This is a genomic window from Corallococcus caeni, assembly GCF_036245865.1.
Lineage (GTDB): Bacteria > Myxococcota > Myxococcia > Myxococcales > Myxococcaceae > Corallococcus > Corallococcus caeni.
The window spans coordinates 1,868,673-1,884,194 of sequence record NZ_BTTW01000001.1 but is presented as its reverse complement, the minus strand read 5'-3'; the positions used below and the strand labels follow the sequence as shown (position 1 = coordinate 1,884,194).

The following is a 15,522-nucleotide window of genomic DNA, read 5'->3' as shown; positions in this document are numbered from 1 at the left end:
TTCAGGCCGCGAACACCAGCGGGCGGCACGCGCGCGCCAGGTGCAGCGCGTCCCGCGCGAGCGCGTGCGAGTCCGGGTCCTGCGCCTCCAGCCACGCGGCGCGGGCCACCTGGCTGCCCAGTTCGAAGCACAGGCTGGCGGTGCGGCGCGACAGCCGGCTCTCCTTCTGGAGCGCGCGCACGTTCAGCTCGCACAGCTCCGCGCACTGGCGCAGCAGCCGCACCGCGTCGTCATCCGCCGCGATGCCCTGGGCCACCAGGCGCGCCATGCCCGCCTCGCAGGCCGTCTGGCACTGCAGGCTCGCGGCGATGCACCGGGAGACCTCTGTCCGCGCCCCGCCTGTCCTGGCTCCCAGCATGACCACGCCCTCCCTTTGTGCGGCGTCAAAGGTACGCACGCACGCGGTTCTCGCAACCGGCACCGGAGCCGCAGATGGCGCTTGAACACCTGCGTTCCAGGGTCATGGACAGCGAGCCGCACAGGGATGCACAAGCCCCGCGCGTGATTCAGCCGAATCGTAGCCTGGCTGCCTCTTCGTCGCGGGCGAACGTCAGCTTCCCAGCACCGGAAAGGGTTGGAGCAGGGCGATCAGCTTGTCGCCGTACAACTTGATCCGCTTTTCCCCGAAGTAGGGCAGCTGCGACAGCTCCTCCGCGCTCGTGGGCGGCTTCGACGCCAGCGCGTCCATGAGCGGGTTGGTGAGCACCACGCTGGGCGTCACCTTGCGCAGCGTGGCCTGCTCGACACGGAACGCCTTGAGCGCGTCCTCGCGCTTGCGCCGGTGGGGGTCGCGCGGACCCTTGGGCTCGCGGTCCAGGTCCAGCTCGCCCCGGGTGGCCTTCTGCTGCTGTTCGCGGATGAGGGCGAGGATGGCGTCGCCGTGCGCGCGCACCACCGCGCCCCGCACGCCGGCCGCGCGCGCCAGGTCCTTGTGCGTGTCCGGCTGCTTCAGGGCCAGGTCGGTGATGGCCATGTTGGACAGCATGCGGCCCATGGGCACGTTGTCCTTCTCCGCCCACTCCAGCCGCAGCTTGTGCAGCCCCTGCGCGATGGCGTGCGCGAGCGCGTACTGCACCGGGGACAGGCCGCTGCGGGACAGCTTGGGCTTGTACTCGGCGCCCGTCTCCGGCCGGGCCTCGGCCTCCGCGCACATGCGCTCGCAGTCCAGCAGCACCTCCTCCAGGATGTCCGCCTCGCGGCACGCGTCGCGCACCTGACGGCCCAGCTCGCAGAGGTAGCGCACGTCGTTGGCGATGTAGTCCCGCATGCCCGGGGGCAGGGGACGCAGGGAGAAGTCGGACTGCTGGTGCTCCTTCGGCAGCTCCACGCCCAGCCGCTCACGCGCCAGGTCCGCCAGGCCCACCTTGGGCCACCCCAGGAGCGTCACGGCGCGGTGCGTGTCGAAGAGGCCTCGCACGCGCACGCCCGCTTCGGCCAGGAACTGCAGGTCGCCCTGGGCGGCGTGGAAGTACTTCGTGCGCCCGGGGTCCTCCATCATGGGGGAGAGCAGGCGCGGATCCACGCCCGGCTGGAGCGTGTCGAAGAGGAAGATGTCCGTGTCGGTGCCCAGCTGGAGGAAGCACAGGCGGGCCCGGAAGGCGTGCATGGCGTCCGCCTCCAGGTCCACGGCCACTTCCGGCGAGGCCTCCAGCACCCGCGTGGCGGCCTCCTCGCCCGCGCGGTCCACTACATCCACGGCTCCCTGAGGAAAGGTCGGCATCGCGGGGAGCAGGCTAGCGGACCGGCCCGCCCCTTTGACGTGTTTTTTCCCGAACCGCCGCTAGGATGGCCCCGCCGATGAACGACGCCCAACGTCTTGAAAAGAGCCTGCTTGGCCACATGGGCCGGGCCATCGCGGACTTCCGCCTCATCGAGGCCGGAGACCGCATCATGGTGGGCGTGTCGGGAGGCAAGGACTCCTACACGATGCTCCACCTGCTGCGCGAGCTGCAGCGGCGGGCCCCCGTGAAGTTCGACTTGCTGGCCGTGAACCTGGACCAGGGCCACCCCGGCTTCCCCGGCCACATCCTGGAGGGCTACTTCCAGAAGGAAGGCTACGCCTACAAGATGCTGAAGGAGGACACCTACAGCATCGTCCTGGAGAAGACCCCGCCCGGCAAGACGCAGTGCTCGGTGTGCTCGCGCCTGCGCCGGGGCATCCTCTACAACGCCGCCGTGCACCTGGGCTGCAACAAGATCGCCCTGGGCCACCACCGCGACGACCTCATCCACACGATGCTCCTGAACATGTTCTTCGCCGGGAGCCTCAAGGCGATGCCGCCGCTCCTGAAGAGCGACGACGGCCGCAACGTGGTCATCCGGCCGCTGTGCTACGCGCCGGAGAAGGAGATCATCCAGTTCGCGGAGGCGAAGCAGTTCCCCATCATCCCCTGTGACCTGTGCGGGTCGCAGGAGAACCTGCAGCGCAAGCGGATGCAGAAGCTGGTGGAGGACCTGGGCAAGGAGATCCCCAACGTCCGCCAGAGCCTGCTCAACGCGATGTCGAACGTGCGCCCCACGCACCTCTTGGACAAGACGCTGAACCCGGACCCGCTGAACGCGACGGAAGACGGGCCCGCGGTCACCCCCCCCACCACCGACACGCAAGGGAGCGCCAGTCTATGGCTCGAGAGCAGGCAGTGAAGGCGCGCAAGGAGCGCAACGCGGCGCTGGTGGAAGCCATGCTGCTGGCCGCCATGGCGGACGGCAGCGTGTCCCAGCGCGAGATGCAGACGCTGCTGGCGCGCGTGCTGGAGCGCCCGGAGTTCGAGGGCACGCAGTCCGGCGAGCTGAACCTGCTGGTGGAGTCCAGCGCGGTGCGGCTGTCGGAGGCGCGCAACCTGGAGGAGGTGCTGGCCTCGCTGCGCCGCCGGCTGCCGGACCACAAGAACCGGATGCTGGCCTTCGGGCTGGCGGCGGCGGTGGCGCTGGCGGACCAGCGGGCCACGCGCTCGGAATTGGGGCTGCTCAAGACGTTCCAGGCGGCGCTGGGCATCTCCGAGGACGAGGTCGCGCAGATCATCGACGTGATTGAGCAGGGGGGCAGCCTGTCGGAGGCGCTGGGCGAACCCCTGGAGCGGCTGTTCGCGGAGGTGATGGTGCTGGTGCTGGCGGCGGACGGCCAGCTGAAGGAGGCGGAGGCCCGCGCGATGGTGGAGAGCTTCGCGGCGGATCCGCTCTTCCAGAACGTGAGCCCGGAGCGGGCGCAGGGCTTCGTGAGCGAGTCGGTGGCGGCGCTGGCGTCGGACGGGCTGCCCCAGCGGCTGCACGTGCTGGCGCACGGGCTGGCCACGCACTCCCAGCGGGTGAAGGCCTACCAGCTTGCCACCAAGATTGCCCACGCGTCCGGGCGGACGAGCACCGCGGAGCAGCGCATCCTGGACCTGCTCCAGGCGACGTTCGGTCTGGCGGACGATGAAGTGGCGCGGTTGGACCAGCAAGGGTAAGCAGGGAGTCGCATGACCCCGCAAGTCCCCTCCGGTCCACGGCACTCCTTCCGTTTCGGCCTGCCGCCGTCGCTGGGCAGCGAGACGGCGCGCGAGCGTGCGGAACGGCTCGCGTCGTTCCTGCAGCGCGCGTTGGGCAAGCTGGTGGAGGTGAGCGTCGCCACCAGCTACGAGACCCTGGCGAAGGACCTGCTGTCCGGGCGCGCGGACGCGGCCTGGGCGCCGCCCTTCGTGTGCGCGCGCATGGAGGCCATGGGCGTGCGGGTGCTGGCGCGAGGGGTGCGCCGGGGCATGTCCAGCTACCGCTCCGCGCTGGTGGGGCGGGCGGGCTCCGGGCTGACGCTGGAGAAGCTGAAGGGCTCCACGGCGGCGTGGGTGGACCGCGATTCGGTGGCGGGCTACCTCTTGCCCAGCGCGTACCTCAAGACGCAGGGGCTGGAGCCGTCGCGGGTGTTCGTGGCGCAGCAGTTCACGGGCTCGTACCAGGGCGCGCTGGAGGCGGTGCTGGAGGGCAGGGCGCAGGTGACGAGCGTCTTCTGTCCGCCGGCCTCCACGGGGCTCACGTTCACCACGGGCGTGGAGGACGTGCTGGGGCGGGGGATGGGCGCGAAGTTCGAGCTCCTGGCCTACACGGACGAGGCCCCCAACGACGGCGTGCCGGTGGCGATGGGGCTGCCCGCCCCGCTGGTGGCGGCGCTGGAGGCGGCGCTGCTGGGGCTGACGGCCACGCCGGACGGGCAGGCGCTCCTGCGAGACATCTTCAACGCGGAGCGGTTCGAAGTGGCGCCGCGCATGGGCTACCGCGCGCTGTACCGCGTGGCCCTGGCCAGCCTGTAGCCGCGACGCGGTCTCGACGGAGCAGCGGCCTCCTCGCGGGCGGACTGTCGCGATAGCGCACCGGCCTCCTCGTGGGTGGCCTGTCGCGATAGCGCGGCGGCCTACTTGTCGGAGTCGGAACCGCCGCCGCGCGCGGGGCGCCGGGCGGAGGAGACGGACCCTTCCGTGGGGCGAGCCGTCTTCGCGGGCACCTTGCCGCCGACGGAGTCCTCCGGTGCGCGCACGGCCTTCGCGGCGGAGCGGCTGCCGGTCGTATCCGCGGAGGACTTCACGGCCTTCGCGGCGGGACGGCTTCCCGTGGAGCTGTCCGGCGCGCGCGACGGCTTCGAGGCGTCGGCGCGAACAGCGTCGTGCCTCGCGGTGGACGAACGGGGGGCCTCCCCGCGCACGGCCTCGTGCTTCGCGGTGGACGGGCCCTCGTCCTCATCGCTCAGGGGCCGGGTGTCCGCGAGGCTCGCGCCGGTGTGCTCCCGCGTCCTCACGGGCCGGGCGTCCGGGCGGCTCAGGCCGGAGGTCTCCCTCGTGCGCGGCGGCCGCCCCACGCCGGAGTCCTCCGGAGACGCGGCGGCCTTCGTCGACGACTGGCTCACCGACGGCTCCGGCGCGCGGGGCGGCGTCTTCGCCGGAGCCGGCTGCGCCTTGCCCGCGGACGGCGTCGTCCCCGTAGTCCCGGAGACCGGGGCCTTCGCGGCGGCCGCGCTGCCCGGCCGGGCCATCAGGCGCGGGTCGAAGTAGATCATCGTCGGCTCGGCCGCGAAGCGCTCCTCCTCCAACTCGTCCGCGTAGACGTCCCGCATGAACGCCGCCAGGTGCGCGCTGGTGCCGTGCAGCTTCTCCTGCTGGAGGAACTCCTCCAGCGCCAGCTGCAGCTCGCCCGCCGTGGTGAACCGGTCGTCGCGCTTGCGCGCCAGCGCCTTGAAGACAATCGGATCCAACGACTTCGGGATCCCCGGCACCGCCTCCGAGGGGGGGACGATCTTGTGCCCCACGACGGCCTTGAGCGTGGCCATCTCCGTCTCGCGCTTGAACAGGCGCCCGCCCGTCAACAGCTCGTAGAACACCGTCCCCAGCCCGAACACGTCCGAGCGCGCATCCAGCGGCTCGCCCCGCGCCTGCTCCGGGGACATGTACGCGTGCTTACCCTTGATGGTGCCCACCACCGTTTGCGACAGCTTCCCCTGCGCCTTCGCCACCCCGAAGTCGATGAGCTTCACGCCGCCGTTGAAGCCCACCAGCACGTTCTGCGGCGACACGTCCCGGTGGATGAGCGACAGCTTCCGGCCGGACGGACTGCGCGCGTTGTGCGCCGCGTCCAGCCCCGCCGCCGCCTCCGCGATGATCCGGCACCGCAGCCCCAGCGGAAAGCCGCCCGGGTGCGCGGACGCGCGCGGTACCAGCGAGCCCAGGGGCTCGCCGTGCACGTACTCCATCGCGATGTAGTACTGCCCGTCCACGTCCCCCATCTCGTAGATCTGCGCGATGTTGGGGTGGTTGAGCAGCGCCGCGATGCGCGCCTCGTCCAGGAACATCTGGAGGAACTCGTCGTCCTCCGACAGGTGGGGCAACAGCCGCTTCACCACCAGCAGCTTCTGGAAGCCCACCGGCCCCTTCTGCCGGGCAAGGTAGACGGCCCCCATGCCGCCGGTGGCCAGCTTGCGCAGCAATTCATAGCGGCCGAACGTTTCCACTCCGGCCGTGACGATAGCCGCGTCAGCGCGGATCTCAAAAGCCCGAGCACCCCCAAAAACGCGAACCGGGCCGGCCCCCTGGAGGGACCGGCCCGGCCGCGCTGCGTCACGACTTTGTATCGGCTACGGCCCCTCGGCTACGGCGTCGGCGCGCAGACGCTGCGGTAGCGGATCTCCACGGCCTGGCCCGGGGTGGGCACGGAGCCCGCCGCGAAGATGACCGCGTTGCGGCCCGCGTCGTAGGTCCACTGGTCCGCACCCAGGGGGCGGCCGTTCACGCGCACGCTCATCTCCTGCGTGCCGTCCGGCGTGGCGGTGAGCGGGAAGTCCGCCTGCGGCTCGCCGGCCTTCTGGATGATGGGGTCCAGGAACCCGCGGTAGTCCCCCTCGCAGATGGAGCCCACCGTGCCGCCCGTGCCCCTGGCGACCGCGGCGAAGCGGTCCGCGCTGCTGCTCGCGGTGGAGCAGGCGCCGTTGGGGATGAGCGCGTGCAGGTTGCTGCGCTGGGACATGCCCGTGCCCTTCAGCGTCTGGAGGAACTGGATGTAGCTGTCGGGCGTGAAGCCGGAGTGGTCGTCCTCGTCCGCCAGCACCACCACCGCCATGCGGGCCGCGGCGCGGGTGAAGCCCAGGTTGCCGTCGTTGGGCTGCGGGGTGCGGACGTCGTCGGCCTGCTCGGACAGCGGGGCGGACAGGGCCTGGCGCGTCGTCTCCAGGCCCTGCACCAGGTTGTGGCAGAGGCCCACGTCCAGGTTGGCCTGGATGGTGGCCGCCGCGTTGGCGCTGTTGCCGGACACCACGCGGGCGCGGCTGCCGTCCACCGGGAAGAGCCGGCCGGCCTCACCGCCGTTGGCGCCGCCGCCGCACAGCCCCTGGCGCTGCACCAGGCCCGTGCTGGTGACGCCCACGCGCACGTCCACGTTCAGCTCCTTCGCCCGCTGCAGCCAGCCGGGAATCGCGTTGCGCAGGCGCTGCTGGTAGGTCTCCATCGTGGTGGTGTTGGAGACCACGAAGAGCACGTCCAGCTGGCTGTCGGTGCCCTGCGTGAAGCGGTCCACCTGGATGCCCTCGTGGTTGGTCTCCGCGAGCAGCGGGACGAGGAAGCGGTTGGGCTCCGTGTCCGCCTGGAAGTACAGCGGGCTGTAGTGCTGGCCCAGCACGTTGCGGGCGTAGTCCACCTCCATCTCGAAGCCCTCGCCGGGCTGGAGCGTGATAGGCGCCGTCACCGGCGTGAGCAGCGAGAACTGCTTCGACGTGCCGTTGCCGATGGTGGCGTCCGCCACGGTGAGCGGCTCGCTGCAGCGGTTGGACAGGAACGTCTTGCGCGGCCTGGCCGGGCAGTCGTAGCGAATGGGCCCGAAGTCCACGAAGGACGGCGTGGCCACGAGGCAGGACGGGTTGGACACCGCGTGGATGGGCAGCGTCACCGTGGGGTAGGCCGGGTTGTTGACGGTGAGCATCAGCTCGCCGTTGAACTCGCCGCCCGTGGTGGGCGCCTTGAAGGCAATCATGGAGCTGAAGGCCGTGTCGTAGAGCACCACGCCGCCGGTGATGGGACCGCCGGGCATGGAGAACACGCCGCCGCCGTCATTGGACAGGTGCACGTCCTTGATGGCGCACTCGGCCCGGCCCGGGTTGCGGAAGTAGAAGCCCAGCACCGCGCCGCGGCCCGGCACCACGTTGGCGAACTCCAGCTTCGGCTGCGGCAGGAGCTCGTAGACGCAGGGGCCGGAGGCGCGGGCGCGGCCCGTCAGGACGATGGCGCGCTCGGGCGTGAACAGGTCGTTGGACTGCACGTAGAGCGTCGCGCTGAAGGTGCCCTCGTTCTTGGGCTCGAAGTAGACCTTCAGCTCCAGCGCGTCGTCGCCCGGTTGGATCTGCAGGCCGTTGGCCTCCAGCGCGGGCCAGGTGCCGCCCTTCCACGTATAGCCCTGCGTGCCGCGCGTGGGCGTGCCCACGTTGAACTGCACCGCGTCGCCGTCGGCGCGCACGCCGGTGAAGGTGAGCGGGCCGTTGCTGCCCGCGTTGGTGATGCGGATGACCTGCTCCAGCTTGCCGCCCACCGGCAGCTCGCCGAAGTCCAGCGCCACCGGGGCCACCGCCAGCGTGGGCCGGCCACCGCGCGCATCCAGCATCACGCGGGACTCACGCGACTTGTCGGACGCGTACGCCACCGTGAGGTTGCCCACGTTGGGGCCGGAGAAGCGCGCGGCGAACTCCATGCGCATCTCCACCACCTCGCCCGGCTGCACCGTGCTGCCCTCCGGCTTGGTCAGCGGAGAGAAGGCCCGGTCGCTCGTCGCCAGCGCGGAGATGGTCACCGGGCGCCAGGTGATGTTGCGCGCGCGGGTGAAGGACTCGGTGCGCTCGTGCACCGGGATTTCGTCGAAGGGCACGGGCGCCGGGTCGAACACGAAGGCGCTCGCCACGGAGTTGCCCTTCAAGTCCACCACGGACGGGGTGCACGTCTCGCAGGAGATGACCTCCAGCCGCGCGCCCATCTGCCCCAGCGCGCGGGGCAGGTACTTCGTCTTCACCACCTGGGTGCTGTTGGGCGGCACCGTGATGGTGTCCGGCGTGAAGGGGTCCGCCTGGTCGCCCGCCACCTTCAGCGTCAGCGGCAGGTCCACCGGGTTGGTGACGGTGACCTCCAGCGTGCGGTCGCTGTCCACCTCCAGCGTCTCGTAGTCCAGCACCGGCGGGTTCACGCCGATGCGCGTGGGCGTGCCCAGGCCCTGGACCTGGAGCTGCTGGAGCGCGCCCACGTTGGCGTCCGTCGTCACGCGGAGCGTCTCCTCCACGGGCCCCTCCTTCAGGGGGTGGAAGCGCACCTTGACGACGTGCGACTCGCCCGGCGGCACGCGGCCGCCTCCGTCCGTCAGCTCCACCTGGTACGACGGGTTGTTGCCAATCCCCAGCGCTTCCAGCGCGGAGAAGGGCACGTAGCCGACGTTGCGGATCCGGACCTCCTTCTCACGCCACTCGCCCACCGGCACCTCGCCGAAGTCGAGCGCGTCCACGTCCAGCACCGCCGTGGCCTGCACCCCGCGCGTCTGGTCCTCCTCGTGACACGCCATCGTCCCCGCGACCAGCGACGCCAGCAGGACGAACCGACCCCTCCACCCCATCACCATTGTCCGCTCCCCACCCTTCCCCACCACACGCACACGGATGCCCGGGACACGTGATCCATCTCGGGCTTCCCCTAATCAAGACCCGTGCCGGGCGGGGCCGTGGCCCCGCGCCCACCTGAATTCAGGGACTTGGCTCATGGTCCGGCGGCCAAGTGAGCGCTGGAGGGAACCGGGTTGCCCTGGAGGGTGAAAGGTTTTTCCCGACCTTTTGCCAACCTGCACCCCCAACTTTTCAGGTCATGAACTGGACGCTTCAGTCGCCGGGCCCGCGGAGGCCCCGGCGACGAAGGCCGCGATCGCATCGGCGATGGCGGCGGGCTGCTCCAGGTGCACGTGGTGGCCGCCTTCGAAGAAGCGGGGCGGGGCGGCCAGCGTGCGCAGGGCGGCCAGCCGCGCCTCCAGCAGCTCCGGGGCGGGGGACAGGCCGTCGGTGCCGCGAAGCAGCTGCACGGGGCAGGTGACGGCGGCCTCCAGCGCCAGCCACTGGGCCTCGTCGTAGCCCTGGCCGAAGCGGCGGCGGTGGCGGGGGTCGAAGGTGAAGGCGAAGTCGCCCTCGGACGTGCGGCGGGTGCCGTGGCGCGCGAAGAGGAGCGCCGCGTCCGGGGAGAGGGTGGGGTTCGCCTGACGCAGGCGCTCCGCGGCGGCCTCCACCGTGGGGTAGCGCTTGCGGTTCGGCGGCCGACGCGAGTCGTCCAGGAACCCGCGCAGCCGCTGCAGGGCGCCCGCGGCCGGGCCGCCGGAGGGGCCCAGGCTCTCAATGAGCGTCAGGCTGAGGACGCGCTCCGGGCGCGCGGCGGCGTACGCGAGCGCGACGATGCCGCCCAGCGAGTGTCCCACCAGGTGCACCGCGGGCAGGGCCAGCCCGTCCAGGGTGGCCTCCACGTCCAGCAGGTGGTCGCTCAGGTGGTACGCGGCGCCGGGGCCCGCGTGGCCGCTCTGGCCCATGCCGCGAAAGTCGAGCAGCACCGTGCGCCAGGACCCGGGCAGGTGCTCGCAGAGCGGATCAAAGCCGTGGGAGTGGTCCAGCCAGCCATGGAGGAACAGCACGGCGGGCGTGCCCTGGGGGCCGCGCTGCCGCACGTGCAGCGGCAGCCCTTCTGCGTCGACGGTGAGGGATTCGAATGCGGCGGCGGGCACGGGAGCCTCCTCGTGCCTTCACGCCTTACTCCGTCCCCCCGGGTGCTGGCGACCCTACGCGACGCTGCTGGACGACGCCGCCGGGCGCGGCGGGCCGCCGGTGTCCGGCTTGCCGAGCACCATGGCCAGCTGCCGGGCCTGGCCCTCCGTGGCGCAGCGGTACTCCTGGGTCTTGCCGTTGGGCCGGTCGATCCGAATCACCCAGACGTCATTCTCCTTGGTCACCACAGGCGCTTGAGACATGCATTCCCTCCGTGTCCGGCAAGAGAAGCATCCTTCGTGCCGACCCCATGGATGGAGCCAAATGCCTGATTTCCGGCCGTCTCCCGCACCAGGCAGGCAGGCGGGTGACAAAATTCGTTCAGCGAGCCGACAAATTTCGCCCGCCCGGCTCGCACTCCTTGCGTAGTCCCGGGGGGCAGGCCGGTGTCGTTGGAATGACAATCATTGCTCAGCCGGGTCCGGCCACTCCCAGGCGGAGCGGTAGCCGCCGTCCGTCTGGGTGCCCTCGATGAAGCGCGCGTAGAAGGGGTGGCTGCTGAGGGTGGCGGAGTCGCCCACGACGAACAGGTGCCGGCGGGCGCGGGTGAGGGCCACGTTCATGCGGCGCAGGTCGTTGAGGAAGCCCAGCTGCCCCTCGCTGTTGGAGCGGGTCAAGCTCACCAGGATGGCGTCCTTCTCCCGGCCCTGGAACGCGTCCACGGTGTCCACCTCCACCTCCGGGTGCACGGCCTCCAGCGCCTCGCGCAGGTGGCGGGCCTGGGCGCTGTACGGGGCGATGACGGCGACCTCGCGCGGGGACAGGCCCCGCGCCAGCAGTTCGCGCACGCGGGCGATGACGTAGGTGGCCTCACCCGGGTTGAGGAGGCTGTGCGTGGTGGGCTCCACCTCTTCGTCGAAGCCCTTGCCCGCGGTGTCCAGGTAGAGCACGGGCGGGGCGTCCACCTCCGCGCCGGGGTTGAGCACTTGCGCGAGCGTGCGGTCCGCCACGGACGGGTGGGCGCGCAATTCGCCGCCGTACATCTCCTTGGAGGGGAAGGCCATGATGGCGGCGTTCATCCGGTACTGCTCGCGCAGCATGCGCTTCACGTCGTCGCCGTGGTCCTGGAGCAGGCGCTCGAAGAGGCTCACGCCCAGGCCCGCCTTCGCGGCCTCCTGCGACAGCACGGTGGGGGGCAGCTGCTGCGGGTCTCCGGCGAGCACCACCTTGGGCGCGCGCAGGAAGCCCAGCAGGGCCAGCGGCTCGGTGGCCTGGGTGGCTTCGTCCAGGAGGGCGCGGTCGAACTCCTCGCCCGCGAGCACGCCGGAGCCCAGGCTCGCGAGCGTCACGCACACCACGTCCGCGCGGGCGAGCACGGCCTTCACGGCCTTCTTCTCCAGCTTGCGCGCCTCGTCCATCAGGTCCTTGGCCTCCGCCGTGGAGGAGCGGGCGTTGGAGAAGCGCTCGCGGCTGCGGCCCTGGTTGCGCTGGCGGCGCGCGTAGCCGAAGAGGTCGAAGGCCTCGTCGAACAGGTCGCGGCTGACGACGCGGTCCGGGTGCTCCTCCACTACGATGTCCAGCGTGTGCTCCTGCAGGCGGGCGGCGACGCGCGCGGGGTGGCCCACGCGGATGGCGCGCAGCCCCTGCTCCAGGCACAGCTCCAGCAGGTGGTCGACGGCGGCGTTGCTGGCCGCGGTGCACAGGAGGCGCTCTCCGCGCGCGACGGCCTGGGCCGCGACCTCCGCCAGCACGGTGGACTTGCCGGTGCCGGGCGGGCCGTGGACCAGGAAGAAGTCCTCCGCGGCCAGGGCGCGCTTCGCGGCGTCCTGCTGCTCCGGGTTGAGCGGGCGGGTGGGGATGAAGTCCTTCGTGTTGTCGAAGCGCGGGGGCTCGTTGCCCAGCAGCACCTCGCGCTTGTGCCGCTCCTGGCCCTTGTCCAGGGCCTTCACGCGCTGGAGGCCCGCGCGCACGCGCTCGTAGGTGACGTCGTTGGGGACGACGTCCAGGCGCAGGAGTCCTTCGGAGAGGTACGCGGGCGGCTCGCGGTCGAAGGCGAGCTGGATGCGGGTGGAGGTGGCGCGCGACACGAGCGCCTTCGCCGGGTCCTTCACCTCCGCGCGGCGGGGCAGCACCGCCACGAAGTCGCCGTTGGACAGGCGCGTGGGCAGCTTCCCCCGGTCCGCGCGGGCGAGCGTGAGGAGGATGCGGCCGCCCAGGCCCACCTCCTCCTCGACGGTCTCCAGGTCCAGCACGGACAGGCCCTGCTCCTCGCGCTCGCGCAGGGAGAGCCCCTGGGCGAGCGCGGTCGTGCGGGCCTTCTCCGCCTCGCGCTCCTGGGCGAGCAGCGAGGCGAGCTTGTCGAAGAACGAGACGTCACGGGCCATGCCCCGGGTCATGCCATCCCGGGGCGCCCGCCGTCACGGCCCGTGTGCCGGACTGTCCTCCCGCATCACTGGCCGGGCTACTGGCAGGAGTACGTGTACGAGGCCGGCGTGCTCCAGGTGCCGTCCGGGTTGATGTTGCGCACGGTGTAGCCGCTCGCCGGGTAGGCCGTCGTCCAGCAGTCGCGGGCGCGCACGTCGTTGCGCAGGGCGGTGCCCAGGTCCCAGTTGCCACGGCGGCGCTGCTTCTCGTACGCGGCCACGCGGTCCACCGCGTCCACCCAGGTGGAGTCCCCCGCCAGCACGTCGCGGCGCTTCTCCAGGAACTTCTGGAGCCAGGCCGTCTCCGTGATGCCGTTGTAGCCAATCACCGGCGCCACCTGCCCGCTGTTGCCCAGCGCCGTGTTGGCCTGACGGATGAGGTCCTTCATGCCGTCGAAGCCGTGGTTGATGGACGCGTCGTAGAGCGCCGCCTTGGTGAGCGCCTGGGTGAGGCCCCACTTCGCGGCCTCGTTGATGGTGGGCGTGTAGTAGAGCGCGTCGCTCACCTGGTCCTGGCACTGCTTGAAGTCCGCCTTCGTGGCGGCGGTGTTGAAGCTGGCCGCCCAGTCCGCCGTCCAGTTGCCCACGGCGTCCAGCTCCGCCGTGGACGCCTGCGACTCGCCGGTGGACAGGAATCGGTTGTTGATGACGGTGAGGCCATTCCAGTACTTCGCCAGGCGGTTGCCATTGGCCTCGGTGCGCAGGGCCCGGTAGCACTGCACCACCTGGATGGCGTCGCCCGTGCCGGTGCAGAAGCCCGCGCGCCCGTTGGTGTAGCCGCGCCCGTCGCCGATGTTCTCCGAGTAGGCGTAGTCCAGCGTGGGCGTGTCGTTCTCCCAGATGCTCGTGAGCGCCTCCGCCACCTTCTTCTGGTTCGCGGTGAGGCCCGTGCCGCCGGGGGACGTGCCACCGCAGCTGTCGGACTGGACCTTCACGTTGGCCGCGGTGAAGGACGTGTTGGAGTCCGTGGAGTAGTTGAACGTGTACGACGCGCTCACCGCCACCGTCAGCGACGACGTGCGCGTGAACGTGCACGTGCGGCCCGACTGCGTGTGCGTCCAGCCGGGTTGATCATCATCGCACGTCACCCCCGTGGGCACGTCCAGCGCGATGACCGGGTTGGCGATGGCCACCGTGCCCGTGTTCTTGAACACGAGCGTGCCCCAGTAGTCCGGGCCGTCGTACGTGTTCGTCGTCACCGAGTGCGTGCACGCGCCCAGCGCCTGCTCCACCCCCGCCATCGCAGGGGACTCCGACTCCCCCGCCGCGCCGCAGCCGGTGGCCAGCGCCACCAGCCCCACCGTCATCCACATCCGTGAACGTTCCATGTGCCTGCCCCCACCTGGGAAAAAGGGATGCATCCCAGATAGAGCAGGAATACTGGAATTGAATGCGAACCGCCAGCGCGCTCAGCCGGGGGCGTCCGGCAGCGGCAGCACCCGCCACAGCTGCGGCTTGTCGTACTGCGGAGGAATCATCCCCAGGGGCCAGCCTTCGGCGGTGAGCTCCGCGTACTGGTACCCGCGCCCCGCGAAGGGGATGCGGGTGCCGGTGCCGGGCAGCCCCACGCCGATGGCCGCGTGCGCGAGCGCGTCCGAGTAGAGCATCACCGCGTCCACGCCCACCTGCCGCAGCAGCATCAGCGCGAGCACCGCCTTGGAATCGCAGTCGCCCCGGTCCTGCGCGGGCACCAGCCCCGGCGGGACGATGCCGAAGGGCTCGTCGCCGGGCAGCTCGTAGCGGATGCGGCGCACGAAGCCGAGGATGAGCTCGGTGGCCTGCGCCGCGTCCAGGTCGCGCTCGCGGATGGAGGTGGCGAAGCGCTCGCCCAGCACGCGCACCGGCTCCGCGTTGCTGCGCATCAGCTCCACGTAGATGCAGCGCATGTCCGTACCGCAGCCCGGCGGTGCCACGTAGGTGAAGCGCTCCGGGCCCATGGCGCGGTAGCGCAGCCGCACGCTGTAGTCGCGGTGCGCCTCTTCCAGCCCGCGCTCCACCGCTTCGCCCAGGCCATACGCCAGCTGCTGACGGGCGGGCTCCAGGCCCTCCACGCGCCAGTCATAGGCCTTCGCGCGCTCCGGCGGCGTGTCCTCCGGGACCAGCACCAGGCCCAGGTCCTTCCGCGCCTCCTGGGGATCGGCCGGGGGCACTTCCCCTTCCGGTTGTGGGGCCTCCGCGAGCCGGCCCGCCTTGCGCGCCAGCACCCCCTCCCAGCCGGTGAAGGCGAGCAGCCCTCCCACCAGCACCAGCGACAGCGGCGTCTTCCACATGCGCGCGACCATGGCGGCGGCTCAGGCGGGCGCGCGCAGCATGCCGGTGGGCAGCTGCGGGAAGGGGATGAGGCCGTTGAGCGCGGCCTGGAGGCCGGGCGCGGTGAGCAGCGCGATGACCAGCAGGAAGGCGCACAGCATCAGCGCGGCGGCGATGTTGCCCTTGCGCACCTCCTCCAGCTCCTCGATGCCGGGCGTCATCTTGTCGAACAGCCGCACGCCCAGGGCGAGCACCGCCACGCCCACCGCGAGCGACAGCCCCACGTGCACCAGCGCCAGCCCCAGCAACTGGAGCACGGAGACGGCGGACACAGGCGGGTTCTGCACCGCCAGGTCCACCGCGTCGCTGGTGGCCTTCAGCGCGTGCTGCACGAGCAGGCCCAGCGACACGAGGCTGGTCGCGTGCACCAGGCCGGAGGCGACGTTGCCCTGGCGCAGCTCCTCCACGGGGTGGCTGTCCAACAGGCGGCTCAGGCCGCGCATGCTCAGGCCGATGCCGAGCGCGGCCACGAGGCCGCCGAGGACGACCTTCACGAGTCCGACGACGAAGAGGGTGAGGTCCATGGGGGCCCGGGGGACTGTAGCGGAAGTCCCCCGCGCCGCCACG

13 protein-coding genes are annotated in these 15,522 nt (G+C 71.4%); 3 read left to right on the top strand and 10 right to left on the bottom strand.

The genetic code is table 11. The annotated features are described in order from the left end of the window. Position 1: 1 nt before the first annotated feature. Together AABA78_RS07510 and AABA78_RS07505 are read right to left on the bottom strand one after the other, a co-directional pair. The gene (locus tag AABA78_RS07510; protein ID WP_171415832.1) at positions 2 to 358 is read right to left on the bottom strand and encodes a four-helix bundle copper-binding protein; all 357 of its coding nucleotides are present in this window, start codon (positions 356 to 358) and stop codon (positions 2 to 4) included. A 192-nt stretch (positions 359 to 550) separates the two neighbouring features. Beyond that, positions 551 to 1,720, bottom strand: coding sequence for a ribonuclease D (locus AABA78_RS07505; protein WP_171415830.1), 1,170 nt, complete (start codon positions 1,718 to 1,720; stop codon positions 551 to 553). Between the two features lie 65 nt (positions 1,721 to 1,785). Here AABA78_RS07505 and ttcA point away from each other — a divergent pair, with 65 nt between their 5' ends. Genes ttcA through AABA78_RS07490 form a run of 3 tightly spaced genes read left to right on the top strand, consistent with a single transcriptional unit; the run spans position 1,786 to position 4,283 of the window. Beyond that, entirely contained in the window at positions 1,786 to 2,643 is an 858-nt protein-coding gene (gene ttcA, locus AABA78_RS07500; protein ID WP_338262278.1) for a tRNA 2-thiocytidine(32) synthetase TtcA, read from the top strand. Then, entirely contained in the window at positions 2,622 to 3,446 is an 825-nt protein-coding gene (locus AABA78_RS07495; protein ID WP_120528546.1) for a tellurite resistance TerB family protein, read from the top strand. The genes ttcA and AABA78_RS07495 overlap by 22 nt, the downstream gene beginning before the upstream one ends. A 12-nt stretch (positions 3,447 to 3,458) precedes the next feature. Further along, positions 3,459 to 4,283, top strand: coding sequence for a phosphate/phosphite/phosphonate ABC transporter substrate-binding protein (locus tag AABA78_RS07490; protein WP_338262277.1), 825 nt, complete (start codon positions 3,459 to 3,461; stop codon positions 4,281 to 4,283). 101 nt (positions 4,284 to 4,384) lie between these two features. Here the strand turns inward: AABA78_RS07490 and AABA78_RS07485 are convergent, their stop codons facing one another. From AABA78_RS07485 to AABA78_RS07450, 8 genes are all read right to left on the bottom strand, one after another. After that, positions 4,385 to 5,971, bottom strand: coding sequence for a serine/threonine protein kinase (locus AABA78_RS07485; RefSeq protein WP_338262276.1), 1,587 nt, complete (start codon positions 5,969 to 5,971; stop codon positions 4,385 to 4,387). Positions 5,972 to 6,108: 137 nt separating this feature from the next. After that, positions 6,109 to 9,105 carry a choice-of-anchor D domain-containing protein gene (locus AABA78_RS07480; RefSeq protein WP_338262275.1) on the bottom strand — a complete coding sequence of 999 codons (2,997 nt, stop codon included), beginning with the start codon at positions 9,103 to 9,105 and terminating at the stop codon, positions 6,109 to 6,111. 237 nt (positions 9,106 to 9,342) lie between these two features. After that, positions 9,343 to 10,242, bottom strand: coding sequence for an alpha/beta fold hydrolase (locus AABA78_RS07475; protein ID WP_338262274.1), 900 nt, complete (start codon positions 10,240 to 10,242; stop codon positions 9,343 to 9,345). 54 nt (positions 10,243 to 10,296) lie between these two features. Then, entirely contained in the window at positions 10,297 to 10,485 is a 189-nt protein-coding gene (locus tag AABA78_RS07470) for a hypothetical protein (protein WP_171420989.1), read from the bottom strand. 201 nt (positions 10,486 to 10,686) lie between these two features. Continuing rightward, positions 10,687 to 12,606, bottom strand: a complete 1,920-nt coding sequence (locus AABA78_RS07465; RefSeq protein WP_338262273.1) for an AAA domain-containing protein — start codon at positions 12,604 to 12,606, stop codon at positions 10,687 to 10,689. A gap of 77 nt (positions 12,607 to 12,683) precedes the next feature. Next, a complete protein-coding gene (locus AABA78_RS07460) occupies positions 12,684 to 13,973 on the bottom strand; it encodes a chitosanase (RefSeq protein WP_338262272.1) in 1,290 nt (429 codons plus the stop codon). An 81-nt stretch (positions 13,974 to 14,054) separates the two neighbouring features. Further along, entirely contained in the window at positions 14,055 to 14,927 is an 873-nt protein-coding gene (locus tag AABA78_RS07455; protein ID WP_338262271.1) for a hypothetical protein, read from the bottom strand. A 9-nt stretch (positions 14,928 to 14,936) separates the two neighbouring features. Further along, on the bottom strand, positions 14,937 to 15,479 hold the full coding sequence (locus AABA78_RS07450; protein ID WP_338262270.1) for a DUF350 domain-containing protein: 543 nt from the start codon (positions 15,477 to 15,479) through the stop codon (positions 14,937 to 14,939). Positions 15,480 to 15,522 lie beyond the last annotated feature (43 nt).

What these genes read in the sequence shown, in the direction of transcription:
- AABA78_RS07510 (WP_171415832.1), bottom strand. Translation starts at nt 358, where the DNA reads ATGCTGGGAGCCAGGACAGGCGGGGCGCGGACAGAGGTCTCCCGGTGC.
- AABA78_RS07505 (WP_171415830.1), bottom strand. Translation starts at nt 1,720, where the DNA reads ATGCCGACCTTTCCTCAGGGAGCCGTGGATGTAGTGGACCGCGCGGGC.
- ttcA (WP_338262278.1), top strand. Translation starts at nt 1,786, where the DNA reads ATGGCCCCGCCGATGAACGACGCCCAACGTCTTGAAAAGAGCCTGCTT.
- AABA78_RS07495 (WP_120528546.1), top strand. Translation starts at nt 2,622, where the DNA reads ATGGCTCGAGAGCAGGCAGTGAAGGCGCGCAAGGAGCGCAACGCGGCG.
- AABA78_RS07490 (WP_338262277.1), top strand. Translation starts at nt 3,459, where the DNA reads ATGACCCCGCAAGTCCCCTCCGGTCCACGGCACTCCTTCCGTTTCGGC.
- AABA78_RS07480 (WP_338262275.1), bottom strand. Translation starts at nt 9,105, where the DNA reads ATGGTGATGGGGTGGAGGGGTCGGTTCGTCCTGCTGGCGTCGCTGGTC.
- AABA78_RS07470 (WP_171420989.1), bottom strand. Translation starts at nt 10,485, where the DNA reads ATGTCTCAAGCGCCTGTGGTGACCAAGGAGAATGACGTCTGGGTGATT.
- AABA78_RS07465 (WP_338262273.1), bottom strand. Translation starts at nt 12,606, where the DNA reads ATGGCCCGTGACGTCTCGTTCTTCGACAAGCTCGCCTCGCTGCTCGCC.
- AABA78_RS07460 (WP_338262272.1), bottom strand. Translation starts at nt 13,973, where the DNA reads ATGGAACGTTCACGGATGTGGATGACGGTGGGGCTGGTGGCGCTGGCC.
- AABA78_RS07455 (WP_338262271.1), bottom strand. Translation starts at nt 14,927, where the DNA reads ATGGTCGCGCGCATGTGGAAGACGCCGCTGTCGCTGGTGCTGGTGGGA.
- AABA78_RS07450 (WP_338262270.1), bottom strand. Translation starts at nt 15,479, where the DNA reads ATGGACCTCACCCTCTTCGTCGTCGGACTCGTGAAGGTCGTCCTCGGC.